General features: G+C 75.0%; 25 protein-coding genes. 15 read left to right on the forward strand and 10 right to left on the reverse strand.

Annotation, left to right across the window (positions count from 1 at the left end; genetic code table 11):
* Positions 1-36: 36 nt before the first annotated feature.
* Positions 37-831 (forward strand): glutamate racemase, encoded by a 795-nt coding sequence (locus AC02VZ_RS14965; protein ID WP_432058567.1) that lies wholly within the window; start codon positions 37-39, stop codon positions 829-831.
* Positions 832-984: 153 nt separating this feature from the next.
* On the forward strand, positions 985-1,527 hold the full coding sequence (locus AC02VZ_RS14970) for a hypothetical protein (RefSeq protein ID WP_432058566.1): 543 nt from the start codon (positions 985-987) through the stop codon (positions 1,525-1,527).
* A 33-nt stretch (positions 1,528-1,560) separates the two neighbouring features.
* Here AC02VZ_RS14970 and AC02VZ_RS14975 read toward each other — a convergent pair whose 3' ends face one another.
* On the reverse strand, positions 1,561-2,562 hold the full coding sequence (locus tag AC02VZ_RS14975; RefSeq protein ID WP_476475657.1) for an O-antigen ligase family protein: 1,002 nt from the start codon (positions 2,560-2,562) through the stop codon (positions 1,561-1,563).
* 388 nt (positions 2,563-2,950) lie between these two features.
* Between AC02VZ_RS14975 and lnt the strand changes: the two genes are divergently transcribed.
* The gene (lnt, locus tag AC02VZ_RS14980; RefSeq protein WP_476475576.1) at positions 2,951-4,597 is read left to right on the forward strand and encodes an apolipoprotein N-acyltransferase; all 1,647 of its coding nucleotides are present in this window, start codon (positions 2,951-2,953) and stop codon (positions 4,595-4,597) included.
* A 248-nt stretch (positions 4,598-4,845) separates the two neighbouring features.
* Here the strand turns inward: lnt and AC02VZ_RS14985 are convergent, their stop codons facing one another.
* On the reverse strand, positions 4,846-6,336 hold the full coding sequence (locus tag AC02VZ_RS14985; protein ID WP_432058563.1) for a SulP family inorganic anion transporter: 1,491 nt from the start codon (positions 6,334-6,336) through the stop codon (positions 4,846-4,848).
* Between the two features lie 424 nt (positions 6,337-6,760).
* Here AC02VZ_RS14985 and AC02VZ_RS14990 point away from each other — a divergent pair, with 424 nt between their 5' ends.
* From AC02VZ_RS14990 to AC02VZ_RS15020, 7 genes are all read left to right on the forward strand, one after another.
* Entirely contained in the window at positions 6,761-7,174 is a 414-nt protein-coding gene (locus AC02VZ_RS14990; RefSeq protein WP_476475577.1) for a MerR family transcriptional regulator, read from the forward strand.
* A 173-nt stretch (positions 7,175-7,347) separates the two neighbouring features.
* Entirely contained in the window at positions 7,348-7,827 is a 480-nt protein-coding gene (locus AC02VZ_RS14995; protein WP_476475578.1) for an NUDIX hydrolase, read from the forward strand.
* Between the two features lie 113 nt (positions 7,828-7,940).
* Positions 7,941-10,196 carry a helix-turn-helix domain-containing protein gene (locus AC02VZ_RS15000; RefSeq protein ID WP_476475579.1) on the forward strand — a complete coding sequence of 752 codons (2,256 nt, stop codon included), beginning with the start codon at positions 7,941-7,943 and terminating at the stop codon, positions 10,194-10,196.
* Positions 10,197-10,272: 76 nt separating this feature from the next.
* Positions 10,273-10,854: a gas vesicle protein gene (locus AC02VZ_RS15005; protein ID WP_476475580.1), complete on the forward strand. Its 582-nt coding sequence runs from the start codon at positions 10,273-10,275 to the stop codon at positions 10,852-10,854.
* A 10-nt stretch (positions 10,855-10,864) separates the two neighbouring features.
* Positions 10,865-11,782, forward strand: coding sequence for a gas vesicle protein (locus AC02VZ_RS15010; RefSeq protein ID WP_476475581.1), 918 nt, complete (start codon positions 10,865-10,867; stop codon positions 11,780-11,782).
* Positions 11,783-12,254: 472 nt separating this feature from the next.
* Positions 12,255-12,569 (forward strand): gas vesicle protein K, encoded by a 315-nt coding sequence (locus AC02VZ_RS15015; protein ID WP_164335082.1) that lies wholly within the window; start codon positions 12,255-12,257, stop codon positions 12,567-12,569.
* Positions 12,566-13,450 (forward strand): GvpL/GvpF family gas vesicle protein, encoded by an 885-nt coding sequence (locus AC02VZ_RS15020; protein WP_476475582.1) that lies wholly within the window; start codon positions 12,566-12,568, stop codon positions 13,448-13,450. The genes AC02VZ_RS15015 and AC02VZ_RS15020 overlap by 4 nt, the downstream gene beginning before the upstream one ends.
* A gap of 189 nt (positions 13,451-13,639) precedes the next feature.
* On the opposite strand, the gene AC02VZ_RS15025 is transcribed toward AC02VZ_RS15020, so the two are convergent.
* Entirely contained in the window at positions 13,640-14,008 is a 369-nt protein-coding gene (locus AC02VZ_RS15025) for an STAS domain-containing protein (protein ID WP_432055691.1), read from the reverse strand.
* A 202-nt stretch (positions 14,009-14,210) separates the two neighbouring features.
* On the opposite strand from AC02VZ_RS15025, the gene AC02VZ_RS15030 reads away from it, so the two are divergent.
* From AC02VZ_RS15030 to AC02VZ_RS15050, 5 genes are all read left to right on the forward strand, one after another.
* Positions 14,211-15,860 carry a PP2C family protein-serine/threonine phosphatase gene (locus AC02VZ_RS15030; RefSeq protein ID WP_476475583.1) on the forward strand — a complete coding sequence of 550 codons (1,650 nt, stop codon included), beginning with the start codon at positions 14,211-14,213 and terminating at the stop codon, positions 15,858-15,860.
* Positions 15,857-16,963 (forward strand): cobalamin B12-binding domain-containing protein, encoded by a 1,107-nt coding sequence (locus tag AC02VZ_RS15035; RefSeq protein WP_432055689.1) that lies wholly within the window; start codon positions 15,857-15,859, stop codon positions 16,961-16,963. Before AC02VZ_RS15030 ends, AC02VZ_RS15035 begins: the two co-directional genes overlap by 4 nt.
* 96 nt (positions 16,964-17,059) lie before the next feature.
* Entirely contained in the window at positions 17,060-17,278 is a 219-nt protein-coding gene (locus AC02VZ_RS15040) for an EF-hand domain-containing protein (protein WP_432055688.1), read from the forward strand.
* A 479-nt stretch (positions 17,279-17,757) separates the two neighbouring features.
* On the forward strand, positions 17,758-18,822 hold the full coding sequence (locus AC02VZ_RS15045; protein ID WP_476475584.1) for a right-handed parallel beta-helix repeat-containing protein: 1,065 nt from the start codon (positions 17,758-17,760) through the stop codon (positions 18,820-18,822).
* Positions 18,823-18,890: 68 nt separating this feature from the next.
* Entirely contained in the window at positions 18,891-19,916 is a 1,026-nt protein-coding gene (locus AC02VZ_RS15050; protein WP_432055686.1) for a methyltransferase, read from the forward strand.
* A 163-nt stretch (positions 19,917-20,079) separates the two neighbouring features.
* Here the strand turns inward: AC02VZ_RS15050 and AC02VZ_RS15055 are convergent, their stop codons facing one another.
* The 7 genes from AC02VZ_RS15055 to AC02VZ_RS15085 form a co-directional block, all read right to left on the reverse strand.
* Complete coding sequence (locus tag AC02VZ_RS15055) at positions 20,080-20,412, reverse strand: TcmI family type II polyketide cyclase (protein ID WP_476475585.1); 333 nt, start codon at positions 20,410-20,412, stop codon at positions 20,080-20,082.
* Between the two features lie 56 nt (positions 20,413-20,468).
* Positions 20,469-20,951: an SRPBCC family protein gene (locus AC02VZ_RS15060; RefSeq protein ID WP_476475586.1), complete on the reverse strand. Its 483-nt coding sequence runs from the start codon at positions 20,949-20,951 to the stop codon at positions 20,469-20,471.
* A 2-nt stretch (positions 20,952-20,953) separates the two neighbouring features.
* Positions 20,954-21,214 carry an acyl carrier protein gene (locus AC02VZ_RS15065; protein WP_432055683.1) on the reverse strand — a complete coding sequence of 87 codons (261 nt, stop codon included), beginning with the start codon at positions 21,212-21,214 and terminating at the stop codon, positions 20,954-20,956.
* 26 nt (positions 21,215-21,240) lie between these two features.
* The gene (locus AC02VZ_RS15070) at positions 21,241-22,506 is read right to left on the reverse strand and encodes a ketosynthase chain-length factor (protein WP_476475587.1); all 1,266 of its coding nucleotides are present in this window, start codon (positions 22,504-22,506) and stop codon (positions 21,241-21,243) included.
* A complete protein-coding gene (locus AC02VZ_RS15075; RefSeq protein ID WP_432055681.1) occupies positions 22,503-23,771 on the reverse strand; it encodes a beta-ketoacyl-[acyl-carrier-protein] synthase family protein in 1,269 nt (422 codons plus the stop codon). Before AC02VZ_RS15075 ends, AC02VZ_RS15070 begins: the two co-directional genes overlap by 4 nt.
* Positions 23,768-24,235, reverse strand: coding sequence for a cupin domain-containing protein (locus tag AC02VZ_RS15080; RefSeq protein WP_362100557.1), 468 nt, complete (start codon positions 24,233-24,235; stop codon positions 23,768-23,770). The genes AC02VZ_RS15075 and AC02VZ_RS15080 overlap by 4 nt, the downstream gene beginning before the upstream one ends.
* Before the next feature lie 67 nt (positions 24,236-24,302).
* The gene (locus AC02VZ_RS15085) at positions 24,303-25,424 is read right to left on the reverse strand and encodes a SchA/CurD-like domain-containing protein (RefSeq protein ID WP_476475588.1); all 1,122 of its coding nucleotides are present in this window, start codon (positions 25,422-25,424) and stop codon (positions 24,303-24,305) included.
* Positions 25,425-25,454 lie beyond the last annotated feature (30 nt).

Consider the following 25,454-nt stretch of genomic DNA (forward strand, 5'->3'; position numbering starts at 1 on the left):
GGCGGCCGGAACCGGCACATCGATTATCGTGACCGGGTGAAGATCGCGCTCATGGACTCCGGAATCGGTCTGCTGGCGGCCGCCGCCGTGGTACGGCGCCTGCGCCCGGACGCCGATCTCGTGCTCTCCCTCGACCCCGACGGCATGCCGTGGGGCCCCCGCACCCCGGAGGACCTGACCGCCCGCGCCCTGGCGGTCGCCGAGGCCGCCGCCGCGCACCGGCCCGACGCCCTCGTCGTCGGCTGCAACACGGCCACGGTGCACGCCCTCACCGCCCTGCGCGCCCGCCTGGAACCCGGACTGCCCGTGATCGGGACCGTCCCGGCGATCAAACCGGCCGCGGCCGGGGGCGGGCCGATCGCGATCTGGGCCACCCCGGCCACCACCGGCAGCCCCTACCAGCGCGATCTGATCGACACCTTCGCCGACGGGGTGGAGGTGGCCCAGGTGCCGTGCTGGGGACTGGCCGAGGCCGTGGAGCGCGCGGACGAGTCCGCCGTCGACGCCGCCGTCGCGGCGGCCGCCGCCCTCACCCCGGACGACGTGACGGCCGTCGTCCTGGGCTGCACCCACTACGAACTCGTCGGTGAGCGCATCCGGGCCGCCGTCCAGCGTCCCGGCCGCCCGCGGCTCGCGCTGTACGGCTCCGCCGGTGCCGTGGCGGCGCAGACGCTGCGCCGGATCGGCGGGGAGCCCGCGCCGCAGGCGCCGGCGACCGGCACCCTGACGGTGCTGCTGAGCGGGCGGGAGGGGCCGCTCCCGGCGTCGGTGCTCACGTACGCCGAGGGCCGGCTCCTGGACGGCACCGCCGGGACCGCCCCGGTCGGCTGACTCCGTCCCTTCCGTCGGTCCCTCCGTGGTCCCGTGGCCCGGCCGCCCGCCCGCGCGCCGGAGGGTGCCGGGCCCGGCCGTGCCCGCGCCCGCGGAATCGTCACGCGGAGTGACGCCGTACCGACGGAGCGAAACCTGAGTAACCTCGAAGGTATGAGGGACCACCCCCACGGCAAGCCCGCCCCCTACACCGACGTCTGGATCGGCCGGGCGACCAACCGCATCCAGTGGCTGCTCGCCCTGATCGGTGCCGCCTGCCTGGCACTCGGCATCACCCTGGCCGTCGACTCCGCGTGGACGACCGGCATCGCCCCCCTGGCCATGGCCGTCGTCGGCTGCATCGCCGCCGGGCTGCTGGTGCTGTTCGGCACCCTCGCCTTCGTGCACGTGGCGCTGCGCGTCGACGAGGACCACCTGGAGGTGCGGTGCGGCCACATCGGCGTGCCGCGCCGCCGCATCCCCCTGTCGCAGGTGGCCGGGGCGGAGTTCGCCCCGCACGTCACCCCGCGGCACTGGGGCGGCTGGGGCTACCGCTGGCGGCCCGAGAAGGGCACCGCGGTCGTCGTGCGGCGCGGGGAGGGGATCGTCCTGCGCCTGTGGGACGGACACACCTTCACCGTCACCGTCGACGACGCGGAGGCGGCGGTGCGCGTCATCCGCGACCGGCTGCACCCGCACCGGGGCGCGGCCCGCTGACCCGCGCGGCACCGGCCGGGGGAGCTGGGGCCCTCAGGGTGCCGGCCGTCCCTGCCCGGGAGGGGCAGGGGGCGGCGGTGTCCGGTCCTGGGCGAAGGGGCGCGCGGTCGCCAGCCCGGCGAGCAGCCCGGCGCCCAGCGACACCACGGTGAAGCTCAGGGCGTTGCCCACGGCGGCGACGGCCGCGACGGCGGTCAGCGCGGCGCCCGCGGTGAGCACCACCGCCGTGCTCCGCGGACTGCGCCACAGCGCGTGGAGGATCCAGCCGAACGCCGCCGCCAGCAGCGCCGCCCCGACCAGCCCCTGTTCGGCCGCGAGCTGCAGGGGCGCCGAATGCGGCCGGTCGCCGGAGAACACGGACCGCGCGGCCGCGGTGCTCAGCTCCCCGAAGTTCCCCGGCCCCACACCCACCCCGGGGTGCCGCTCGGCCATGGCCAGCGCGTCCCGCCACAGCTCGACGCGGTGCGGGGTCAGCCGCCCCTCCAAGGCGGCGGCGAACCCCTCGGGCACGGCCCGGCCGGCCACCGCCCAGGTCAGCCCGGTCACCCCGGCGGCGGTCACCGCGAGCGCGGCGAGGCCCGGGCCGCGGCGGACCGCCCGGCCGGCGGCGAGGGAGCACAGCAGGACCACCGCGGCGGCCGTGCAGCCGCCCACCGAACCGAGCGCCGCCCCGGTCACCGCGATCCCGGCCGCCAGCAGTCGCAGCGCGAGCCGGGCCGCCCGGCCGGACGCCGCCCCGGCCGCGCAGCAGGCGCCCCCGGCGGACAGCGCCAGGACGGCCGCGGTGGCGCCCGCGTGTCCCGGCGGCGTCACCATCTGCGGGCCGGGCGTCAGGTCCGGCACCAGCACCGCCGCACCCGCTCCGGCCAGGGCCGCGACAGCGGGGGCCGCCACCGGCAGCAGCGCCCCGCCGATCCGGCCCGCCGCGTACCCGGCCGCGACCGCCAGCACGGCGAGCAGCATCCCCTCGGGGCGCCCGCCCCGGACGGCCGCCGTGATCAGCGGCCAGGCCGCGCAGGCGCCCAGGACCACGATCCCCGCGGCGTCCGCACCCGTACGTCTGTCGCCGTCCGTCTCCGGACCGGCCGTGGACCTCTCCGTGGAACCACCCACCCCGCACCCCGTACCGCGTCGCCCCCGACCCTGACGGCACCCCGGCCGTCGGCCGCCGCGTCCCGCGGGCACGTCCAGGGCACCGGCACACCGTAACGGGTGACGGCCGGTCCGGGACGGTCGTGAACCGGTCCGGTCCGCCCGCCCCGCGGCAGCGCGGGCCCGCTCACGGGGCCCCACCCCGGTCCGCCTCGGCCTGTCACGACCCGCGGCGACCGAGGCGGAGGGCCCGGCCGAGCGGGCCGAGGGCGCCCCGGGGGCCGCCGGTCCGCGCTGTCGTCGCCGAGGTCACGCGCCGTAGACTCCCCGCGTGACCGTCACCGCACCTCCCGTCGGCGCGGCGGACCCCGTGCCACCGCCGGCCCCCACGCCCCGCGACCGCCTGCTCGGGCGCGCCCGGCGCCTCCTGCCCGCCGCCGCGTCCGCCCTGGCCGGCCTGCTCCTCTACGTCAGCTTCCCGCCGCGCACCCTGTGGTGGCTGGCCGTGCCGGCCTTCACCGTCCTCGGCTGGGCCCTGCGCGGGCGCGGTTTCCGGGCGGCGCTGGGCCTGGGCTACCTCTTCGGACTGGGCTTCCTGCTGCCGCTGCTGGTGTGGACCGGGGTCGAGGTGGGTCCGGGGCCGTGGATCGCCCTGGTGGTGATCGAGGCCGTGTTCGTCGCGCTGGTGGGGGCCGGTGTGGCCGCCGTGTCCCGGCTGTCGGCCTGGCCCGTGTGGGCCGCCGCCCTGTGGACGGCCGGCGAGGCGGCCCGCGCCCGCGTGCCCTTCAGCGGTTTCCCGTGGGGCAAGGTCGCCTTCGGGCAGGCCGACGGCGTCTTCCTGCCGCTGGCCGCGCTGGGCGGCACGCCCGTGCTCGGCTTCGCGGTCGTCCTGTGCGGCTTCGGCCTGTACGAGACCGTGCGCGTGACCGCGGCGGCCCGGCGCACCGGCGGCCTGCGGCGCGGCGCGGCGGCCGCCGGCCTGCTGAGCCTGGCCGTCCCGCTCGTGGCGGCGGTGGCCGCCCGGCCGCTCGTGACGGACACGGCCGAGGACGGCACCGTCAGGGTCGCGGTCATCCAGGGCAACGTGCCCCGGCTCGGTCTCGACTTCAACTCCCAGCGGCGCGCGGTCCTCGACTACCACGCGCGGGAGACGGAACGCCTGGCGGCCGAGGTCGCCGCGGGCCGGGTCGCTCGGCCCGACGTGGTGCTCTGGCCGGAGAACTCCTCCGACATCGACCCCTTCACCAACCCCGACGCCCGCGCCGTGATCGACCGGGCGGCCAAGGCCGTGGGCGCGCCCGTCTCCGTCGGCGGCGTGGTGTCCAAGGACGGCAGGCTGCTCAACGAGCAGATCCTGTGGGACCCGGAGAAGGGCCCCGTCGACACCTACGACAAGCGGCAGATCCAGCCGTTCGGCGAGTACCTCCCGCTGCGCTCGCTGATCGGGGCGATCAACGACGAGTGGACCTCGATGGTCCGCCAGGACTTCAGCCGCGGCTCCGAGCCCGGCGTGTTCTCGATGAACGGCGCGGGCGTCGGCCTGGTCACCTGCTACGAGGCGGCCTTCGACTGGGCGGTGCGCGACACGGTCACCGCGGGCGCCCAGCTGATCTCCGTGCCCAGCAACAACGCGACCTTCGGCCGCAGCGAGATGACCTACCAGCAGCTCGCCATGTCCCGGGTCAGGGCCGTCGAGCACAGCCGCACCGTCACGGTCCCGGTGACCAGCGGGGTCAGCGCGATCATCATGCCGGACGGCACGGTGGCGCAGCGGACCGGGATGTTCGTCGCGGACTCGCTGGTCCAGGAGGTGCCCCTGCGCTCCTCGCAGACCCCGGCGACCCGCCTCGGTGTGCTGCCGGAGGCGGCCCTGGTCCTCGTCGCCGCGGGCGGCCTGGGCCTGGCCGTCGCCGTGCGGCTGCGCGCGCGGCGGACCGGGGAGGCACAGAGCGGGGACACGCGGACCGGGCAGGCGTAGACCCGGGACGCGTAGCCCGGCGAGCAGGCCGGGCGGACGCGGCCGTGACCGCCTGTTCGCGGGTCCGCACCGCCGTGGCGGTCCGGTCCCTCCCGGGCCCCGGGCCCCCGGCCCGTCGGCCTCCGGGCGCGCTTCTCGCCCTGCGTCGTGACCGCGCCCGAACGGACCGAGCGGCGGGCAGAAGACCTACGGAAGGACCCCGGCACGACGGGCCGGGGTCCTTCCGCCGTGGTCGTGCGGCGACGCGGTCAGTGGCTGCCGGCGAGTTCGCCGGTGAGCTTGCCGTGGAGGTCGGCGCTGGGGTGGTTCAGGCCGGTGATCTCCACCGTCTTGCCGCGCTGGGCGTACTTGGTCTCGATCGCGTCGAGAGCGGCCACGGAGGAGGCGTCCCAGACGTGCGCGGCCGACAGGTCGATGACGACCTTCTCCGGGTCGTTCGCGTAGTCGAACTGACCGACGAGGTCGTTGGAGGAGGCGAAGAACAGCTCCCCGGTGACCCGGTAGACGACCGTGGTGTCGTCGGGGTCGGTCACGGAGGTGACCTCGGCGAGGTGAGCGACCCGCTTGGCGAAGATGACCATCGCGGTGATCGTGCCGACCACGACGCCGATGGCGAGGTTGTGGGTGGCGACCACGGCGACCACGGTGATGACCATGACGCCGATCTCGCCCGCCGGCATCCGCTTCAGCGTCTTGGGGGCGATGGAGTGCCAGTCGAAGGTCGCGAACGACACCATGATCATGACGGCGACCAGCGCGGCCATGGGAATGTCGGACACGACCGGCCCGAAGACGATGCACAGCACCATCAGGAAGGCGCCGGCGAGGAAGGTGGACAGACGGGTGCGGGCGCCGGACACCTTCACGTTGATCATGGTCTGGCCGATCATGGCGCAGCCGCCCATGCCGCCGAAGAAGCCGGTGACGATGTTGGCGATGCCCTGGCCGACGGACTCGCGGGTCTTGTTGGAGCGGGTGTCGGTGATGTCGTCGACCAGCTTGGCCGTCATCAGCGACTCCATCAGACCGACCAGGGCCATCGCGAAGGCGTACGGGGCGATCGTCGTCAGGGTGTCGAGGGTGAACGGCACGTCCGGCAGGCCGGGGACGGGCAGGGAGGAGGGAAGTTCGCCCTTGTCGCCGACGGTCGGCACCGCGATGGCGGCACCGACGGTGATGACGGTCAGGATGACGATGGAGACCAGCGGCGCCGGGATCACCGTGGTGACCCTGGGGAAGAGCACCATCAGGGCCAGGCCGCCGATGATCAGCGGATACACCGCCCAGGGCACGTCCCTCATCTCCGGGACCTGGGCCATGAAGATCAGGATGGCGAGGGAGTTGACGAAGCCGACCATCACCGACCGCGGAACGAACCGCATGAGCTTCGCCACGCCGAGCGCGCCGAGGGCGACCTGCATGACACCGGCGAGGATCACGGCGGCGACGAGGTGGCCGAGGCCGTGCTCGCGGTTGAGCGGGGCGACGACGAGCGCGATGGCGCCCGTGGCGGCGGAGATCATCGCCCGGCGTCCGCCGACGACCGAGATGACCACGGCCATCGTGAAGGAGGCGAACAGTCCCATCGCCGGGTCGACCCCGGCGATGATCGAGAAGGAGATCGCCTCCGGGATCAGTGCCAGGGCGACCACCAGTCCGGCCAGGACCTCCGTGCGCCAGACCTTCGGGTTGTTCAGCCAGTCGGGCGTGACGCCGCGCAGCCGCGCGGTGAGTGTCACAGCAGCAGAAGACAAGAGGATGCGTACCTGTCGTGTTCGGGCACACCCCGTCGGCAGGCCGGGGCGTGCGGGAAGGACGCGCGAGGGCCGGGCCGGCACCCCGCGGACGGCCCGCGGAACGAGCCGGAAGTCGAAGAGGGGGAGGAGGTGTGGGGCGGACGGCGCGCACGGGCGGCCGGGCGGCTCACCTCCGGGGGCGAAGCCTCACGGCGGGCAGACAGCGGCGGTGGGCGTCATGGGCTCGCGCACGCGCTCTCTCCTGCGGGATCTCGGGTCTTCGCCGGGGGCGTCGTCGGCCCCGGAACAGCGGCAGCGAGGAGGCCGGGCCACCCTCACGGGCAGCTACCCTACCCTAACGTTAGAGTAGGGCTTGCTGGGGCCGCGGACCGCGGGCCGCCGACGGAGAAGGGCCGGGACCACGGGCGTGGACGACACACACATGCAGATCGGCGAGGTCGCCGCGCGCACGGAACTGTCCTTGCGGACCATCCGGCACTACGAGGAGACCGGCCTGGTCACCCCGTCCGCCCGCTCCCGGGGCGGCTTCCGCCTCTACACCGAGACCGACGTCGCCCGCCTGATGGTCGTCCGCCGGATGAAGCCGCTCGGCTTCACCCTGGAGCAGATGCGCGACCTGCTGGACGCCACCGACCGGCTGGAGAGCCACGACACCCTCGACGCCGGCGAGCGTGAGGTGCTGCTGGAGCGTGTACGGGCCTACCGGCAGGACGCCGCCGAGCAGGTGGAGAAGCTGCGCGTCCAGCTCGCGCGCGCCGAGGACTTCGTCGCGACCCTGGGCGCCCACCTGGAGCGGAACGCTCCGTCCACCCGCGTCTGACACGCCGCGGCGTCCCTCGGGGGCCGCTTCCTCGTCCGCTGCGCGGCGGCGGCTCGTGTGGGGGCTCGTGTGGCGGCTCGTGGGGAGGGTCACCCATGGCCCCCGGCCACGGAAGGTGATCACCGGTCGGGCCCGTGGCTCGGGCGCCGCCGGACACGCCGTAGGGTCGGGCCATGGCCACTCCCGATTTCATCCGCACCCTGCGTGCCTCCGCCGGGCATCAGCTGCTGTGGCTGCCCGGTGTCACCGCCCTCGTCTTCGACGACCGGGGGCGCGTGCTGCTGAACCGGCGGACCGACACCGGCATCTGGTCGGTGATCGGCGGCATCCCGGACCCCGGTGAGCAGCCCGCGGCCTGCGCGGTGCGGGAGGTCGAGGAGGAGACCGCGGTGCGGTGCGTCGTCGAACGGGTCGTCCTGGTCCAGGCGTTGTCACCCGTGACGTACGGCAACGGCGACGTCTGCCAGTACATGGACATCACCTTCCGCTGCCGGGCGGTGGGCGGCGAGGCACGGGTCAACGACGACGAGTCGCTCGACGTGGCCTGGTTCGACATGGACGCCCTGCCGGAGCTGGGCGAGTTCGCGCACTTCCGCATCAAGCAGGCCATGTCCGATGCACCTACATGGTTCGACACCACAGGAATCGGCTGAACTGTGTAGGGCGGATACATGGGGCGAGGGTCGACCGCTGTCTAGGGTCGGCCGCATGACCGCGTTGTCCACAGGCCTGACGGGGCGGCCGCGTGATGAGGAATCCTGTGACCATGTCCCGTGACCACCAGCCGCTCGCCGGGCGTCCGCGCACCGGGTCCCGCGCCCAGGCCGGGACCCCGGCCGACGCGACGGCGGCAACCGCCCCCGCTGCCCGACCGGCCACCGGCCCCGACCGCGGCCCCGCGTCCCCGAGCCACCCGCGCGCCGACCGTCCGGGAACCAGGACGGCGACGAGAACGCGGACGGACACCGCCACGGAGACGGAAGCAAGGCCCGGGACCGACACGGACCCGGGCCGGGGCCCGGGTGCCGCCTCGGCCGACTCGGCTGCCCCGACCGCCGCGGCCGGTTCGGCCGAACCGGCCGGTCCGGACCGGGCCGGCGAGCCGCCCGCCTCCGCGTCCGCCCCCACCCCCGCCGAGACGCCGTTCCTGGAACTGCTCGCCCGGGGCGCGCCCGCCGAGGCGTACGAGCAGCCCGTGCTGCTCGCCCGTGCCGAGGGGCGGCCCGCCGAGCGGGTCGCCGCGCTGGAGGACGCCAAGCTGCTCGCCCTGCGCGTCCGTGCCGAGCTGGAGGGCAGGCGCCGCCGGGAGGCCGAGCTGTCCGCCCTGTTCGAGACCGCGCACGACCTCGCCGGGCTGCGCGACCTGGACGCCGTGCTCCAGGCCATCGTGCAGCGCGCCCGCTCCCTGCTCGGCACCGACGTCGCCTACCTCAGCCTCAACGACCCGGCCCGGGGCGACACCTACATGCGGGTCACCGGGGGGTCCGTGGCGGCCCGCTTCCAGCAGTTGCGGCTGGGCATGGGCGAGGGACTCGGCGGCCTGGTGGCGCAGACCGCCCGCCCCTACGTCACCGACGACTACTTCCGCGACGACCGCTTCCAGCACACCGTCCCCATCGACACGGGCGTGCGCGACGAAGGTCTCGTGGCCATCCTGGGCGTGCCGCTGATGCTCGGGAACACCGTGATCGGCGTGCTGTTCGCCGCCGACCGCCGGGCCCGGGTCTTCGAACGCGAGCAGATCGCCCTCCTCGGCTCCTTCGCCGCCCTCGCCGCGGCGGCCATCGACACCGCCAACCTGCTCGCCGAGACCCGGGCCGCCCTCGCCGGGCTGGAGCGCGCCAACGAGATCATCCGCGACCGCAGCGGCGTCATCGAACGCGCCTCCGACGTGCACGACCGGCTCGCCGAGCTCGTCCTGCGCGGCGGCGGGGTGCACGACGTGGCCGCCGCCGTCTCCCAGGTCCTGGACGGCACCGTGGAATTCACCGAGGCCGCCGCCGCGCCCGCCCGCGCCCTGCAGACCTCCCGCGCGGAGGGCCACGCGGTCCCGCACGGCGACGACTGGATCGCCGCGGTGGCGGCCGGCGGCGAACTGCTCGGCGCGCTCGTCCTGCGCGGGCACCCCGGACTCGACCCGGTCGACCAGCGCACCCTGGAACGGGCGGCCATGGTGACCTCGCTGCTGCTGCTGGCCCGCCGGTCCGCCGCCGAGGCCGAGCAGCGCGTGCGCGGCGAACTCCTCGACGACCTGCTCGACGCCCGGGACCGGGACCCCCGCCTGCTGCGGGAGCGGGCGAGCCGGCTGAACACCGACCTCGACGCCACCTACGCCGTGCTCGCCACCCGCCTGGAGACCGGTACCGCCGACGCGGACCAGGAGGCCGACGCCCGGCGGCGCCTGTGGGCCGCGGCCTCGCACCTGGCGGCCACCGGAGAGGGCCTCGCCGCCGCCCGGGACGGCGGCACGGTCCTGCTGCTGCCGCTCGCCCCCGGGGACACCGCCACCGACCTGGCCCGCCGCGCCGCCCGCCAGCTCGGCACCGCCGTCCAGGAGCCCGTCACCGTCGGCGCCTCCGCCCCCGTCGAGCACCTGACCGCCGTGCCCGACACGGTGGCCCGCGCCTACGCGGAGGCACGGCGCTGCCTCGACGCCCTGCGGCTGCTCGGCCGGGCCGGGGACGGTGCCGCCGCGGAGGACTTCGGCTTCCTCGGCCTGCTGCTCGCCGGGGACCGGGACGTCGGCGGCTTCGTCGAGCGCACCATCGGCCCGGTCGTGGCGTACGACGAACGCCGCGGTACCGAACTGCTGCGCACCCTCGACGCGTACTTCGCCTGCGGCATGAGTCCCGCCCGCACCAAGGACGCACTCCACGTCCACGTCAACACCGTCGCCCAGCGCCTGGAACGCGTCGGCCGGCTCCTCGGCGACGACTGGCAGGAGCCGGGCCGCGCCCTGGAGATCCAGCTGGCCCTGCGCCTGCGCCGGCTGGCGGGGCGGACGCCGCCGGTCGCGGACTGACCCGGCGGGGCCCTTCCCGAGGGCGCCGGATGCCCGCCGTGAGTGTGAGGGGCGGGGAAACGGTTAAACGCGGGGGATGAGCAGCTATCCCGAAAGGATCAGGTCCGGCGACGGCGGTTTCTCCTCGGCGGTCTCCCCGCGCGAGCCGTCGGCCCGCGTACCGGCGACGGGGGCGGGCGCGTCCCCCATGCAGCCCCGGCGGGACGGCGAGGGCAGCCTCGCGCACGTGGTCGAGACCCTGCTGGACAAGGGACTCGTGCTCAACGCGGACATCATGGTCTCGGTGGCCGGGGTGGAGCTGCTGGGCATCCGACTGCGCGCGGCGCTGGCCTCGTTCGAGACGGCGGCCCGTTACGGGCTGGAGTTCCCCTCCGGTACCGACACGGAGACCGCCGCGTGGCGCGAGACCCGGGAGGAGAAGGAGTCCTGCCCGGCCTGCGGCAAACGTGCCCCGCTGGAGCAACTGCTGAACCAGTGGTGCCCCTGGTGCGGCTGGCGCAGCGCCCAGGCCCAGGCCCGCGCGGCCGAGGGCGGCGACGCCCCTCAGGCCGTGGCCGGGGGCCGGGAGGCCACCGCCGCCGTCGAGCCGGGGCGGGACGACGCGGACCCGGCGGGGGAGCCCGCCGCCGAGCGGGAGGCGTCGCGGAGTGACGGCTGAGCGAGCCCCCATGCGGCCCACCCGGGACCCCCGGGTGACCCTGGACGACCTGGTGGAGGTGCTGCTCAACAAGGGGGCGGTCCTGCACCTCGACCTCATCGTCGCGGTGGCGGACATCCCGCTGATCGGCGTCTCGCTCCGGGCGGCCGTCGCCGGGATGGAGACCATGCTGGAGTACGGCATGATGCGCCACTGGGACGAGGCCACCCGCGCCTGGGCCGAACGGTCCGTCGCCCGCCGCGCCCTGGACCTCCGCGAGGGGGAGCGCCTCCTCCACCGCACCGGCGGCGGACACCTGCTCACCGAGGGTGTCTACCGCGGCTGGCGGCCCGGGACCGTGCACGTCACCGACCAGAGGATCGTCGTGCTGCGCGCCGAGCCGCGCGAGGTCCTGTGGCAGGCCGACCTCGCCGCCCTGCGCGCCGTGCGGATGACGCCCGAGCGCACGGTCGGCGGCGAGGAACGCCTGCGCCTGGAGCTGACCCTGGCCGACGGAGCCCGGGAACTGCTGTCGGCCCGCGAGCCGGAGGCGCTGCACGAGGTGCTCACCCGTGCCTGCGCCGGGAAGCTCGCGCCCGCCCTCCCCTTCGGTCACGCCCCCGCACGGGAGGAGGACCCGGCGCTCGCCGAGGGCCACCTCTGGTACGAGGAGCAGCGGCGTTCCGGCCTCCTGTGGCGGGGCGGGCGGGCCCGGCTCACCGAGGACCGGCTGACCTGGAAGTCCCCGGTGGACGCCCGTCCCGCGCTGGTGCTGCGCACCGCCGACATCACCGGCGTGCGACGGCTGCCCGGCCACGGCCCGGCCGGCGAGGGCAGTGTCCTCGGCCTGCGGACCGCCACCGGCGACGAGGTACGGCTCGCCGCCGACGACCCGGCGGCCTGGATCCGCCGGCTGGACGCGGCCCGCCCCGTGGGGGCCGCCGGATGACCGCACGACGGCCGGACAGCCGCCCCGCACCGCGCACCGGGCCGCCCGCGCCCGTGGACCGCGGAACGGGACAGGCGATCAGACACCGAGGAGCCGGACACACGCCCAGGGGAGCGACCCGGCGTGCCCGGACCGGCTGGACGGACACCCGACCCCACCGAGACCGAGGCCCCGAGCGGACCGCCGGACAGGGCCCCGCGCGGACTGCCGGACAGGGCCCCGGGCGGACCGCCAGGCAGGGCCCCGGGCGGACCGCCGGGCAGGGCCCCGGGCGGACCACCGGCCAGTACCTCCGCCCGGCCGCTGACCGGGACCTCCGCCCGGCCGGTGACCGGAACACCCGCCCGGCCGGTGACCGGAACACCCGCCCGGCCGGTGACCGGAACACCCGCCCGACCGGCGACCGGGCCGGCCGCCCGGCCCAGGAACACGACACCCGACAGGCCCGCGGAAAAGACAAGGGAGGACCGACATGCCGTTGACGGTCGACGAGAACAGCCTCAAGCAGGGGGTCCTGTCCCTCGTCGTGACGCTGGTCGAGGTCATCCAGGAGGCGCTGGACCGCCAGGCACTGCGCCGTATGAACGGCGGCGACCTGACGCCGGAGGAGTCCGAGCGCCTCGCGGACGCCCTGCTGGAACTCGACGAGGCACTGGAACAGATCAAGGAGGACCACGGGATCGTCTCGTCGGTGGCCGACCTGCACCGCGGACTGGACGAGGTGGTCGACGACGTCGTGGACAAGCTGATCAACCCCCGGCGCTGGGCGGAGGAGGCACACGGATGACCGGCCACGACCGCACGGCGCTCTACGTGTACGCGCTGGTTCCCGACCGCCCCGGGGCAGCCGACGGGATCACCGGGCTGGACGGCCGCCCGCTGCGGCTGGCTCCGGTGCCCGGCACCGGCGTGGCCGCGCTGGTGCACGACGCGGCGCCCGTCCCGTACGAGGGCGGCGACGCCGAGGTGCGGCGCTGGGTGGCGGAACAGAGCGAGGCGGTGACCGCCGTCTGGGAACGCACCGGCAGCGTGCTGCCGATGACCTTCAACGTGCTCGTCGCCGACGACACCGCCTCGGGCCTCGACGCCCGACAGCGCCTGGCCGCCTGGGTGGCCGAGCAGGAGCCCGGCGTCAGCGAGCAGCTGGCGGCCCTGGAAGGACGGTGCGAGCTGCGGGTGGAGATCACCGTGGACCGCGCGGCGGCAGCGGACGGATCCGCCCCGCCCCCGGACACCCCCCACTCCGACGCCCCGCCCTCCGCCACCCCGGGCCGGGGCACCCCGGACCGGGACACTCCCCAGGCGCGGCCGGCGGACGGAGCCGTCTCGCCCGGCATGCGCAGGCTGCTGGCCAAGCAGCGGGAGCGGGAGGCCCGCGACGCGGCCGGGCGGCTCGCCGACGCGCTCCACGCCGAGGTGCGGCAGCGCCTGCTGGCCGTCGCCGAGGACATCCGGGACCGCGGGCCCGTCCACCGGGCCGCCGACGAGACGGACGTGCTCTCCGCCGCGCTGCTGGTGCGCAACGAGGACATCGACGCCGTCGGCACCGTCCTCGGCGACCTCGGGGCCCGGGAACCCGCCGTCCGCATCCGCTTCTTCGGCCCCTGGCCCCCCTACTCCTTCACCGACGACCGGCACCGGGCCTACGCGGAGCGGCCCGCGTCCTGAGGGCGGATGCGGTCCGCGTCCGTGAGGCGAGCGGATCCCCGGCCGGCACGTGTCGTACCCCACACGCCGTCGGCGGTGCGCTTCATCACGGCCGGGGCCGCATCCGCGGCCGGCCCGGGGTCGCGCGGGCGGGGCGGGCGGGTCCGCGCGGCGCTCCGCCGTCCGCCCGGGCGGACGGCGGCCGCGGGCTCAGCGGCGGTCGCTGTCGGACGCCGCCCCTCGTACGGCCGCCTCCACGTTCTCGGTGAGCGGAAGGTGGCCGGCGGTGCCCGTGAGGTCGAACAGGCGCCGTACCGCGTCGTGGAAAGGACCCGCCACCGCCAGCCGCCGGCCGGCGGCCGAGTGGCGCGCCTGGGCCTCCAGCAGCAGGTTCAGCAGGCTGGAGTCGGCGAACCGGATACCGGAGAGGTCCACGACCGTCACCGGCGCGTTCGCCTCCCAGGCCCGGGTCATGCCCTCCTCGAGCGCGTCGACCGTGTCGATGTCGATCTCGCCCGTCACCTCGAGAACGAACGCCTGGGCACCTTCCCGCACCGTCACCATCTGCTCGTCGCTCATGCCCGCACTCTGCCACCCTCCCGCGCCCAACCCCAAAGGTTCCCGTCGCCCGCCGCCGGAATCCCCCGTGCGGGTCGGGCCCGTGGGCCCCGTCCCCGGCGGCTCACCGGCTTGCATCAGCGCACCGGGATGAGGAAAGGTGGCCGGGCCACCCACCACTGATGGAAAGGGGAGGTGAGCGGCCGCACCTGGCGGCCCGCGCATGACGACGCTCCCCGACCTGCCCGATCTCCCCGACGCCCTCGGCACCGATGCGACAGGTCCGGTCGGCTGGGCGGCGGCCTCCCCCTTCCCCGTCGTCGTCCTGGACGCGGCCGGGTACGTCGTGGCGGTCAACGCCCCGGCGGCGGCCCTGCTGCCGGACGCCCGCGCCGGACAGCCCCTCGGCTCCCCGGCCTGGCTCGTCGAGGCCCACCGTGCTCCCGGAGCCGGCACCCCGCGCGGTCCCGTCGGTGACCGTCTCGTCGAGGCCACCGCCGTCCCGCTCGGCGAGGGCGGCCGGACGGCCTGGTGGCTGCGGGACGAGACCGCGCACCGCGCCCTCGCCGCCGAACTGGCGGCGGAACGCCGGCGCACCCGGTTCCTCGCGGAGGCGTCCAGCGCCCTGCTCGCCTCGCTGAACCCGGAGCGGTGCATGGAGGTCACCGCCCGCCTCGCGACCGAGCACCTGGCCGACGCGGCCGTGGTGGTGACCCCGACCGGGGCCCGCAAGCTCCCCGTGGTCGTCTGCGACCACCGCGGCCGGATCACCCGGGACGCCGTCGCCGCCGCTGCCGCGTCGGAGCTGCCCGGACTGGACGAGGCGCTCCAGGGCTTCCCCCCGACGCCCCCCAGGTGGATCGACCCGGCCGCCGCTCCCGACTGGCTGGTCCCCGAAGGGTTCGGCGAGGTCGGCTCGATGGCGGTCACCCCGCTCCCCGGCCACGGCCTGTCGGCCGGCGCACTGATCCTCCTGCGCCACACCCGGCGCGCCGCGTTCGAGCCCGCCGAGGGGGAGCTCGTCGGTCTGTTCGCCGGCCGGGCGGGCGCGGCGATGTCGGCCGCGCGCCTGTACGCCGAGCAGAACCAGGTGACCGACACCCTCATGCGGGCGCTGCTGCCGCCCACCCTCCGGCACGTCGAGGGCATGGAGTTCGCCGGCGGCTACCGCGCGAGCGTCGACACCGACCGCGTCGGCGGCGACTTCTACGACGTGCACCCGCCCGGCGAGGACTGCGCGGAGACGCTCGCCGTGCTGGGCGACGTGGCGGGCAAGGGCCTGGACGCCGCCGTGATCACCGGCCGGATCCGCAACACCCTGAACGCCCTGCGGCCGTTGGCGGACGATCACGGCCGGATGCTGCGCCTGCTGAACAACGCCATGCGCAGCGAGGGCGGCCGGGTGCGCTTCGCGACCCTGGTGCTGGCCTCCGCCCGCCGCGAGGGCAGGTCCGTGGCGTTGCGCCTGACGTCCGCCGGGCACCCCCCGCCGCTGATCGTGCGGCGGGACGGCACCGTCGAGGAGGCCGACACCGGGGGCACCCTGATCGGCGTCCTCCCGGAGATCACCTCCCGCACCGCGCACGTCCGGCTGGCCCCGGGCGAGACCTGCCTGCTGTACACCGACGGCGTCACCGAGGCCAAGGGCGGCCCGCTCGGCGACGCCCAGTTCGGGGAGGAGCGGCTCAAGCGCGCCCTGGCCGAGTGCGGCGGCCTGCCCGCGGCGGCCGTGGTCGAGCGCGTGCAGATGCTGACGGACGCCTGGATCGGCGGCGGACGCCACGACGACATCGCGGTCCTCGCCGTCACCGCGCCCCGCGGCGAGCCGACGGGTGCCGTGGACACGGCGACGGTGGGCACTCGTACCGCATGACGGTCACACGCGCATCCTCCCGCCAGGACGGGCCCGCCCACCGGACCGGGTCCGGCCCGGCCCCGGCCGCCGGCGACGGGCGGGCGGAGCCATGGGCCGAGCGGCTCTGGCAGGCCGCCCTGGCGGCGGACGAGTACGCGGCCCTCGACGTCGTGGCCGAGGCACTGGCGGCGGGACTCGACCCGGAGTCGGTGCTCCTGGACGTGATCGGCGCCGTCCAGCAAAGGGTCGGGATGGAGTGGGCCGCCAACCGCATCGGCGTCGCCGACGAGCACGCCGCGACCGCCATCAGCGACCGGGTCATAGCCGCCCTGCCCGTACCCCGGCCGAACCCGGCACGGGGCAGCGTGACCGTCGCCTGCGTGGACAAGGAGTGGCACGCCCTGCCCGCCCGGCTGCTCGCCGAGACCCTGCGGCTGCGGGGCTGGCAGGTCGCCTACCTGGGGGCGCAGGTCCCCACCGCCCACCTGGTGCGCCAGCTGCACCGCACCGGATCGTCCGTGGTGTGCCTGTCGGCCGCCCTCTCCACCCGCCTGCCCATGGCGCACGCGGCGATCACCGCGGTCCAGGCGACCGGCGTGCCCGTCATGGTCGGCGGTCTCGGCTTCGGCGTGGACGGCCGCTACGCGCACCGGCTCGGCGCCGACGCCTGGGCGCCGCACGCCCGCGCCGCCGCCGACCGGCTGGGCGCCGGGCCGCTGCCCGCCCCCCGGCCCCGCCACCAGACCGTCGACGATCTGCCGCACCTCGCCGACCAGGAGTACACGAAGGTCACCCGCGCCGCGTACCACCTGGTGCGCGAGACCGTCGAACGACTGGAGCAGCGTTTCCCGCCGATGCGCGACTACGACGAGGAACAGCGCGAGCGCACCGCCGAGGACCTGGCCCACATCGTCGACTTCCTGGCCGCCGCCCTCTACGTCGACGACGCCGACGTCTTCACCGGCTTCCTCACCTGGACCGCCGAGATCCTGGCCGCCCGGGGCGTGCCCGCCCGCTCACTGCCGCCCGCCCTGGACGCCCTGGAGGAGCAGGTGCCGGACCTGCCCCGGACCCGCCGGCTCCTGGACGCCGGACGCGCCGCCCTCGCCGTCGGAGTCTGACGCCGGCCGACCTCGCGGGAGCGGCCGGCGGCAGGACCCAGCCGCGCCCGGCGCTACTGTGGCCCCGTCAGCGGAGATCGCAGGAGGACGGAACACATGGCGGACATCGTGGAGAAGGCGGCGCGCACGGTCTTCGAGCGCTACGACCTCGACGGGGACGGTCAGGTCACCCCGGAGGAGTACCGGCAGGTCGTGGCCGAACTGGAGGGCTCCCACATCACCGAGGCGCAGGCCCGCGAACTGATCGACTCGCTGGACACCGACGGCGACGGCCGCATGTCCTTCGAGGAGTTCTGGGCGGCCATGAACGGCTGACCCGCGCCGCCGGCCCGGCACCGGCCCGGTCCCCACGGGAGGGCCGGGCCGGCGCCGTCGAGAGGGCCGGACCCGGTCCGGACCGGCGGGCACGCCGCCGGGACCCGCGCGCCGGGGGAGGGGGCGAGGCCCAGCAGGGGGTGCTGTCCCCGTGAGGGCACCGGTCCCGCGAGGGGCGCCGTCGCCCTCGTGAGGCACCGTCCCCGCGAGGGGCGCCGTCCCGGCCCGCCTGCGTCCGGCCCACCCCGCCCGCCGACGCCGTGGCCCACCCCGGCCGCCGCCCCGGTCGCGGCGGTCCCGCCCGGCCCGTCGTTCCACCCGCCGACCCTCGTCACCGCTGCCCGCCCGGCCCTCATCACCGCTGCCCGACCGCCCCTCTGACGGGCCGTCGCCCCCGCCCCGGGCGGCACAGCGCACGCCGAGCCCACCTGGGCGATCACCGGTGGCGGGGCGGTACCCCCGGCTCATAGCTTCGGCACATGACCAAACGACACCTCACCTACCTCGCCTGCACCGCGGCGATCGTGGGTACCGGCCTGGCCGCCACACCGGCCGCACCGTCCGCGGACCACCGCTCCGTGCACCGGGTGAACCCCGGCCAATCCATCCAGAAGGCCGTCGACGCGGCCGAACCCGGCGACACCGTCCTCGTCGCCCCCGGCACCTACAAGGAGAGCGTCCGCATCACCGTCTCGGACGTCACCCTGCGCGGCTCCGGTGCCGGGCGCACCGTCCTCGTCCCCGGCACGGGCAAGGACGCCTGCGCCACGGCCGGCAACGGCGTCTGCGTCACCGGAACCGACCAGGAACCCCTCAAGGACGTCTCCGTACGGTCGTTGACCCTGCGCGGGTTCGAGAAGAACGGCCTGTGGGCCACCCGCACCGAAGGGTTCGAGGTGCGCGGCGTGAGCGCCGAGAAGAACGGCCAGTGGGGCATCGCCCAGGAGCGCTCGGTGCGCAGCGTCGTCAGCCACAACGTGGCCGAGGACAACGGCGACGCCGGACTGTTCGTGTCCAACACCACCGACACCGAGGAGGGCGCCCGGGACGCGGACGGCACCGTCATCCGCCACAACCGCATGACCGGCAACCGCATCGGCGTCACCGTGCGCCGCCTGCGCAACCTGAGCGTGGAACGCAACGAGGCCACCGGCAACTGCGCCGCCGTGTTCGTCGTGGGCGACGAGTCCACGCCCCGGGCCGGCGCCCTGAGCGTCACCCGCAACCACATCCACGCCAACAACAAGCACTGCGCCGCGACCCCCCGGCTTCCCTTCCTCCAGGGCTCCGGCATCGTCCTCACCGGCGCCGAGGACACGGTGGTGGCCCGCAACCGGGTCGAGGACAACCGCGGCACGTCACCGCTGTCCGGCGGCATCGTGCTGTTCAAGAGCTTCGTCGGCGCCGTCAACGAGCGCAACGACATCCGCGACAACCTGGTGACCGGCAACAGCCCCGCCGACCTCGCCAACCGGGACACCGCCGGCGCCAACACCTTCCGCGGCAACACCTGCACCCTCTCCGAGCCCGCCGGACTGTGCTGACCCCGGCCCCGCCCGGCCCCCACACCCCCACACCCCACATCTCAGCACCATCAGAAGCGAGGCAACGGATGACCACCGTTGATCCGGCTCCCCCGCCGCCCATGCGGCTGAGGGAGCTCGTTTTCGGCGCGGCCTGCGCCGCCGCCGTCCGCGCCGCCGTCCGCCTCGGCGTGCCGGACGCGCTGGACGACACGCCCCTGACCGTCGACGACCTGGCGGAGGCGGTCAAGGCCCCGCCGCACACCCTGCGCCGCCTGCTGCGCGCACTGACCTGCCAGGGCGTCTTCACCGAACGGCCCGACGGCACCTTCGCCCACACGGACATGTCCCGCCTGCTGCGCGAGGACGACCCGCACAGCCTGCGCTACATCGCGCTGTGGTGCACCGAGCCGTGGACCTGGAACGTCTGGCCGCAGCTCGACGAGGCCGTGCGCTCCGGGCGCAACGTCTTCGAGGACGTCTACGACGAGGAGTTCTTCACCTACCTCAACGCCTCCGCCCCGGAGTCCGCGCACGTCTTCAACCGCGCCATGACCACCTCCAGCGAGCAGTCCGCGCGGGACGTCGCCCGCCTTCTCGACCTGGCCGGCGCGGCCTCCGTCGCGGACATCGGCGGCGGCCAGGGCCACGTCCTGGCGAGCCTCCTGGAGAAGCACCCCCACCTGCACGGCACCCTGCTGGACCTGCCGGGCGTCGTGGACAACGCCGACCCGAGGCTGCGCGCGGGCGGCGCCCTGGCCGGCCGGGCCACCGTCGTGCCCGGCGACTGCCGCGAGGACATCCCGGTCCGGGCGGACGTGTACATCATCAAGAACGTCCTGGAGTGGGACGACGACAGCACCCGCAGGGCGCTGGCCAACGTCCGCCGCGCGGCGCGGCCCGGGGCCCGGGTCGTCGTCATCGAGAACCTCGTCGACGACACCCCCTCCATGCGGTTCACCACCGCCATGGACCTGCTGCTGCTCCTCAACGTCGGCGGTGCCAAGCACACCCGGCAGAGCATGACCGACCGCCTGACCGACGCGGGCCTCGTCATCGACGACGTCAGCCCGGTCAACGCCTACCTGCACGCCTTCGACTGCACCGTCCCGTAGGCCCGGCCGTCACCTTCCCGTCCGCCGGCCTCCGGGCGGACGACGGGAAGGTGACGCCGGGCCCCGGACCGCCCCGGACCGCGCCGGACTCCTCCCGGCACCCGCACCGAGGCCGCCGGCCCCGCGACGTACGCGGAACCGGCGGCCTCGGTGCATTCCCGGCCTAGGAGCCGCCGCGCTCCCAGTGGTAGAAGCACTGCGCCATGGCGTCCTTGGGCCCGCGCCAGGTGGCCGGGTCGTACGGGCTGACGTACGCCTCCAGCTGTTCGCTGATGCTGCGGAACTCCGGGTGCCCGGCCACCTTCGCGATGGCGGGCGCCGGGTCCTGCTCGGACTCGATGAGGTGCAGGTACACGTCGTCGCCGAACCGGAACAGCCGCCGCCGGCCCACCCCGACCAGGTGGGGGAGTTCCCCCCGGTCGGAGGCGGCGAACACGTCGGCGATCTTCGACTCCGACCCGGGAGCCATCCGGGCGACGATCAGGGCGTGGTGCATCGGTGGTGTCCTTCCTGGACCTCGGGCCTTCCCGGACCTTCCCGGACCGGTGTCTCTCAGCGGGTGGAGGCGACGGACGCGTCGTCCCGCTCGCGGGCGGCCTGCTCGATCCGGTCCCGGATGAGCGCCATCTGCGTGCGCGAGTTGCGGTTGATGTTGTCCGTCATCCACGCGTCGTCGACGGGGGCGTCGGGCTTCATCGCGAAGTCCTGCGTCCAGCGCATCTGCACCCCGCCCGGCAGCTCCGCGTACTCCCACAGGATGTCCATGTGGGCGAACGGGCCGGTCTCGACGCGGCGGGCCCGCACGGTCCGCGCGGAGCGGTCCGGGGTGCGCTCGGACACCCAGCTCCAGACCTTGCCGTTGTCGTCCGGGTGCATGGTCAGGCGGAACCGGGTGGTGTCGCCCTCCCGTGCGAGCACCTCGACGGAGGCGTACTCGCTGAACAGGTTCGGCCAGTTCTCCAGGTCGTTGGTCATCTCCCAGACGAGGTCGAAGGGAGCGTCGACGGTGATGCTGTTCTCGGTGTGTCCGGCCACGGTCAGGCTCCAGCCTTGAGGGTACTGTTGACGAGGTCGAGGAACTCCCGGGGCGTCTTGCAGCGCTCCGAGTCCGGCGGCAGCGACCGGCCGTACCGGTTCTCCAGCTCGCCGACGATGCCGAGCAGGCCCAGCGAGTCCAGACCGAAGGAGTCGAAGGGGGACTCCGCGGCCTGCCTGAGCTCCTGCGGGTCGACGGTGATGCCGGCCGCCTTCTTCATCAGGGCGGCCAGTTCGTCGAAGGTCACTTCGGTGGTGATCATGCTGTCTGCTCCTTCCCCGCCCGGACCTACCGGGCGGACTCGCCACCGCGGCGCACGACCAGCGCCGCGTTGGAACCCATCAGTCCCCTGCTGAGGACCAGGGCGGTGCGCAGCTCGGCCGGGCGGGCCCGCGACGTCACCAGGTCGAGGTCGTGGCAGCCGGTGGACACGTTGGGCGTGGGCGGCACCTGGCCGTGCTCCAGGGCGAGCACCGCGGCCACCGTGTCCAGCACCGGCGCCGCGCAGTGCGCCCGCCCGTAGCCGGTCTTGGGAGCGGTGACGGGGACCCGGCCGCCGTGCGCGCCGAGGGCGTCGGTGATCGCCAGTGCCTCGGCGCGGTCCGCCTCGGGCACGCCCATCGCGTCGGCGAACACCACGTCGACGTCCTCGGGGGCGCAGCCCGCCTCCGCCAGCGCGCCCTCGATCGCCCGGGCGAGGCCCGCGCGGGAGTCCGCCCAGCGCGACGCCCCGGTGAAGGTGGCGGCGTGCCCGGCCAGGATGGCGCGCACCGGCACACCCCGCTCCCGGGCCTGCTCCTCGTCCTCGACGACGAGCAGCGCGCCGCCCTCGGCGGGCACGAAACCGCTCGCCGCCTCGGTGAACGGGAGGTAGGCCCGCTCCGGGTCCTCGACGGTGCTCAGTTCGGGGTAGCCGAGCTGGCACACCATCGAATAGGGGGCCAGCGGGGCCTCGGCGGCGCCGACCAGCATGGTGCCGGTGCCCCGCCGCACGTCCCGCGTGGCGTGCGCGAGGGCGTCCAGCCCGCCGGCCTCGTCGCCGGCCACCACACCGCAGGGCCCCTTGAAGCCGCCGCGGATGGAGATCTGGCCGGTGCTCGCCGCGTAGAACCAGGCGATCGACTGGTAGGGGCCGACGAACTTGGGGCCCTGGCCCCAGAGTTTTTGCAGCTCCCGCTGGCCGAACTCGCCGCCGCCGGACCCGGCGGCGGTGACCACCCCGACGCCGAACGGCTCCGCGGGGTCACCGCTGCCGAGCCCGGCGTCGTCGAGGGCGAGGGAGGCCGCCGCCATCGCGAAGTGGCTGAACCGGTCCGTCTGCACGAGGAACCGGTCCTCGATCAGGTCCGCCGCGTCGAAGCCGCGGACCTCGCCGGCCACCCGCAGCGGCAGGTGGTCGCAGCCCTCCCGGGTGATCCGGTCCAGTACGACGACGCCCTCGCTGACGGCCTTCCAGAAGGCGTCGGTGCGCGTCCCGTTGGGCGCGATCACACCGATGCCGGTGACGGCGGCGCCCCGGGGGTGCCGGCCGCGCTGTGTGCGCTGTGTGCTCATGGGGTCCTCCCGCGCGGCCCGGTCAGCAGCACCGCGGACTGGAAGCCGCCGAACCCGCTGCCCACGGAGAGCACGTGGTCGAGCTTCCGCGGGCGTGCGGTGCGCGGCACGTAGTCCAGGTCGCACTCCGGGTCGGGGGTCTCGTAGTTCGCCGTCGGCGGTACCACCTGGTGCTTCAGCGCCAGGACGCAGGCGACCACCTCGATCGCGCCGATCGCGCCGAGGGAGTGCCCCACCATCGACTTGATGGAGCTCATGGGCGTGTCGTGGGCGTGCGCGCCCAGCGACCGCTTCACCGCCGCCGTCTCGTGCCGGTCGTTCTGCCGGGTGCCGGAGCCGTGCGCGTTGACGTAGTCGATGCGCGTGGGGTCGATCCGGGCCTGGTCCAGCGTGCTGTCGATGGCGCGGGCCATCTCCAGGCCCTCACTGGTCAGCCCGGTCATGTGGTAGGCGTTGCCGAAGGTGGCGTACCCGCCGATCTCGCAGAGGATCTCCGCGCCCCGGGCCCGGGCGTGCTCGTACTCCTCCAGGACGAGCACCGCGGCGCCCTCACCCATGACGAAACCGTCGCGACGGGCGTCGAAGGGGCGGGAGGCGTGCGCGGGATCGTCGTTGTTGGGCGACGTCGCCTTGATGGCGTCGAAGCACGCCATGGTGATCGGCGATATCGGGGAGTCGGACGCCCCCGCGATGCAGACGTCCGCGCGGCCCTCGGCGACGGTGTGGAAGCCGTAGCCGACCGCGTCGAGCCCGGAGGTGCAGCCGGTGGAGACCGTCTGCACGGGCCCCCGCGCGCCGAAGCGTTCGGCGACGACCGAGGCGAGGGTGCTCGGCTGGAACGCCAGGTGCAGCTTCGGCTCGGCCGCCCGGTGGTCGACGTCCCAGCGGCTGCCGTGCTCGCTGACCCGGACGTAGTCGCGTTCCAGCCGGGTGGTGCCGCCGACCGCGCTGCCGAGGCTGACCGCGGTGCGCCAGGGGTCGGCGGGGGAGGAGTCGAGCCCGGCCTCCCGCACCGCCTCGTCGGCCGCGACCGCCGCGAACTGGATGTAGCGGTCCGCGTGCTGGCACAGCTCCGGGTCGAGGCCGTGCGCGAAGGGATCGAAGTCGCACTCGGCGGCTATGCGGGAGCGCAGTCCCGCCGGGTCGAACAGGGTGATGCCGCGGGTGGCGGTGCGGCCGGCTGCGAGGAGGTCCCAGAACGCCGTCGTCCCGGTACCCCCGGGAGCGACCACACCGATACCGGTGACGGCCACTCGCCGGGTCATTTTATGGCCCCACTGGGCTCGGACGGCCGCCCGTGCTCGGGCCCGCCGACCGTGAGCTGCGGCCCGGCCTCGCTGGAGACGTTCTCCTCGGTGTCGACGTGGCCCAGGCTCGGGTGCGGGGCCAGCGGACCGAGGTGGAAGACCATGCGGGCCTCCTCGTCACCGACGTTGCGGAAGCGGTGCCGCATGTCGACGGGGATCAGCAGGCCCTGCTCGGCGCGCAGCGCGAACGGCTCGCCGTCCAGGTCCACTTCGAGGGCGCCGCTGACGACGTACACGAACTCCTCGGAGTACGGGTGGTAGTGCTCGCCGATGCGCTCACCGGGCTTGATGATGGCCAGCCCCATGAACCCGCTGGTGGAGCCCACCGTGGCGGGCGTGAGGAGGGTCCTGAGGTCACCGCCGCGCCGGCGGTTGGGTTCCGTCTCGCTCAGGTCCACGATGCGTGGATGATGCTTGGACATGATGGGTACCTCCGGTTGGGGCGGGGACGCCGGGGCGTCGACGGCCCGGCGTCGCCGCGGTTGACCGTCAGGAAGCCGCCGCGCTGCGGTCGGTGACCGGCATCATGTCGGCGTGCGACAGGAGCCGGTTGAGGGTGCGCTCCGAGTCCAGGGAGCCCTCGACGCCGATCGCGGCGCCGTCCAGCAGCCGCTCCAGCTCGGCGGCCTTGCCGGCGCCCTTGATGCCGAGGGCGGCGTGCGGGTCGAGGTCGAGGTCGCCGGTGACGTCGATCAGGCGGACCACGATGTCGTCGCGCTGGAAGACGGTGCTCGCGTACACCGGGCCCGACGGGTCGTCGGCCGCGGCCTCGTCCTGGTGGGCGAGGAAGCGGGCGAGGTCCGTGCCGCGGCCGGTGACGGCCGGGTAGAACAGCATGTGCCGCCGCAGCCCCGCCGGTTCCGGTCCGCCGGACACCACGTGGTGCACGGCCGGCAGCGCGGCGCGGGTGAAGAACACCCGGGCGGAGTCGGGGTCGGTGAGGTCCCGTTCCTGCTCCAGGTACGGGTCCAGGGCCTGCTCGACCGCCCGCACCCCGGGCTGCTTCGCCACGTGCCGCAGCGCGGCCAGCAGGTCGCCCTCCACCTCCACGGCCCGGACGACCCGGTTGCCGTGCATGAACAGGGAGGTGCGGCGCAGCCGGGTGGTCTCGTCGACCCGGGCCTCGGGGGACTCGTACCCGGCCAGGAGTTCGGCGACCTTCGACTCGGAGCCCGGCTTCACGGTGAACGTCAGGGCGTGGCGGGCCACTCCCTCGCCCGCCCGGGCGGCGGTCTGCAGACCGGCCGCCGTTCCCGCGTCCGACGGCTGCTCGCGGTGGGTCTCGCGCAGCACGGTGTAGCGCATCGAGCGGGTGTCGCGGACGCAGCTGTGCATCGGCCGGACGGTCTCGACGTGCTCCTCGCTGTTCACCCAGGCGAGGAACGGCGGGGCGCTCTCCCACTCGCTGGTGATGAGCCACTGCGAGGGGTTCTCGATGGACTGGCAGAGCTGGTCACTGATGTGACCGGGCACGGAGGCGACCTTGCTCCGCATGTGCTCGTACGCGTCGAGGAACTGCTGCTGCGCTCCCTCGTACAGGTCGAGCAGCAGGATCACCCGCAGCCTGGAGCCGTCGAAGGCGGACTGCGATATGCGTCCCGACGTGGTCATCCGGCACACCTCTCCTCTTCTTCGCGGAAG

This window comes from Streptomyces sp. 3-6 (assembly GCF_056323165.1).

Excerpts from the sequence above, each read along its gene's own strand:
- AC02VZ_RS15075 (WP_432055681.1), bottom strand. The coding sequence starts at position 23,771 with ATGACCCGGCGAGTGGCCGTCACCGGTATCGGTGTGGTCGCTCCCGGG.
- AC02VZ_RS15000 (WP_476475579.1), top strand. The coding sequence starts at position 7,941 with ATGTCCCGTGACCACCAGCCGCTCGCCGGGCGTCCGCGCACCGGGTCC.
- AC02VZ_RS15015 (WP_164335082.1), top strand. The coding sequence starts at position 12,255 with ATGCCGTTGACGGTCGACGAGAACAGCCTCAAGCAGGGGGTCCTGTCC.
- AC02VZ_RS15040 (WP_432055688.1), top strand. The coding sequence starts at position 17,060 with ATGGCGGACATCGTGGAGAAGGCGGCGCGCACGGTCTTCGAGCGCTAC.
- AC02VZ_RS15070 (WP_476475587.1), bottom strand. The coding sequence starts at position 22,506 with ATGAGCACACAGCGCACACAGCGCGGCCGGCACCCCCGGGGCGCCGCC.
- AC02VZ_RS15035 (WP_432055689.1), top strand. The coding sequence starts at position 15,857 with ATGACGGTCACACGCGCATCCTCCCGCCAGGACGGGCCCGCCCACCGG.
- AC02VZ_RS15010 (WP_476475581.1), top strand. The coding sequence starts at position 10,865 with ATGCGGCCCACCCGGGACCCCCGGGTGACCCTGGACGACCTGGTGGAG.
- AC02VZ_RS15080 (WP_362100557.1), bottom strand. The coding sequence starts at position 24,235 with ATGTCCAAGCATCATCCACGCATCGTGGACCTGAGCGAGACGGAACCC.
- AC02VZ_RS15085 (WP_476475588.1), bottom strand. The coding sequence starts at position 25,424 with ATGACCACGTCGGGACGCATATCGCAGTCCGCCTTCGACGGCTCCAGG.
- AC02VZ_RS15055 (WP_476475585.1), bottom strand. The coding sequence starts at position 20,412 with ATGCACCACGCCCTGATCGTCGCCCGGATGGCTCCCGGGTCGGAGTCG.
- AC02VZ_RS15065 (WP_432055683.1), bottom strand. The coding sequence starts at position 21,214 with ATGATCACCACCGAAGTGACCTTCGACGAACTGGCCGCCCTGATGAAG.
- AC02VZ_RS15045 (WP_476475584.1), top strand. The coding sequence starts at position 17,758 with ATGACCAAACGACACCTCACCTACCTCGCCTGCACCGCGGCGATCGTG.
- AC02VZ_RS14995 (WP_476475578.1), top strand. The coding sequence starts at position 7,348 with ATGGCCACTCCCGATTTCATCCGCACCCTGCGTGCCTCCGCCGGGCAT.
- AC02VZ_RS14970 (WP_432058566.1), top strand. The coding sequence starts at position 985 with ATGAGGGACCACCCCCACGGCAAGCCCGCCCCCTACACCGACGTCTGG.
- AC02VZ_RS15020 (WP_476475582.1), top strand. The coding sequence starts at position 12,566 with ATGACCGGCCACGACCGCACGGCGCTCTACGTGTACGCGCTGGTTCCC.
- AC02VZ_RS15025 (WP_432055691.1), bottom strand. The coding sequence starts at position 14,008 with ATGAGCGACGAGCAGATGGTGACGGTGCGGGAAGGTGCCCAGGCGTTC.
- AC02VZ_RS15005 (WP_476475580.1), top strand. The coding sequence starts at position 10,273 with ATGAGCAGCTATCCCGAAAGGATCAGGTCCGGCGACGGCGGTTTCTCC.
- AC02VZ_RS15030 (WP_476475583.1), top strand. The coding sequence starts at position 14,211 with ATGACGACGCTCCCCGACCTGCCCGATCTCCCCGACGCCCTCGGCACC.
- AC02VZ_RS15050 (WP_432055686.1), top strand. The coding sequence starts at position 18,891 with ATGACCACCGTTGATCCGGCTCCCCCGCCGCCCATGCGGCTGAGGGAG.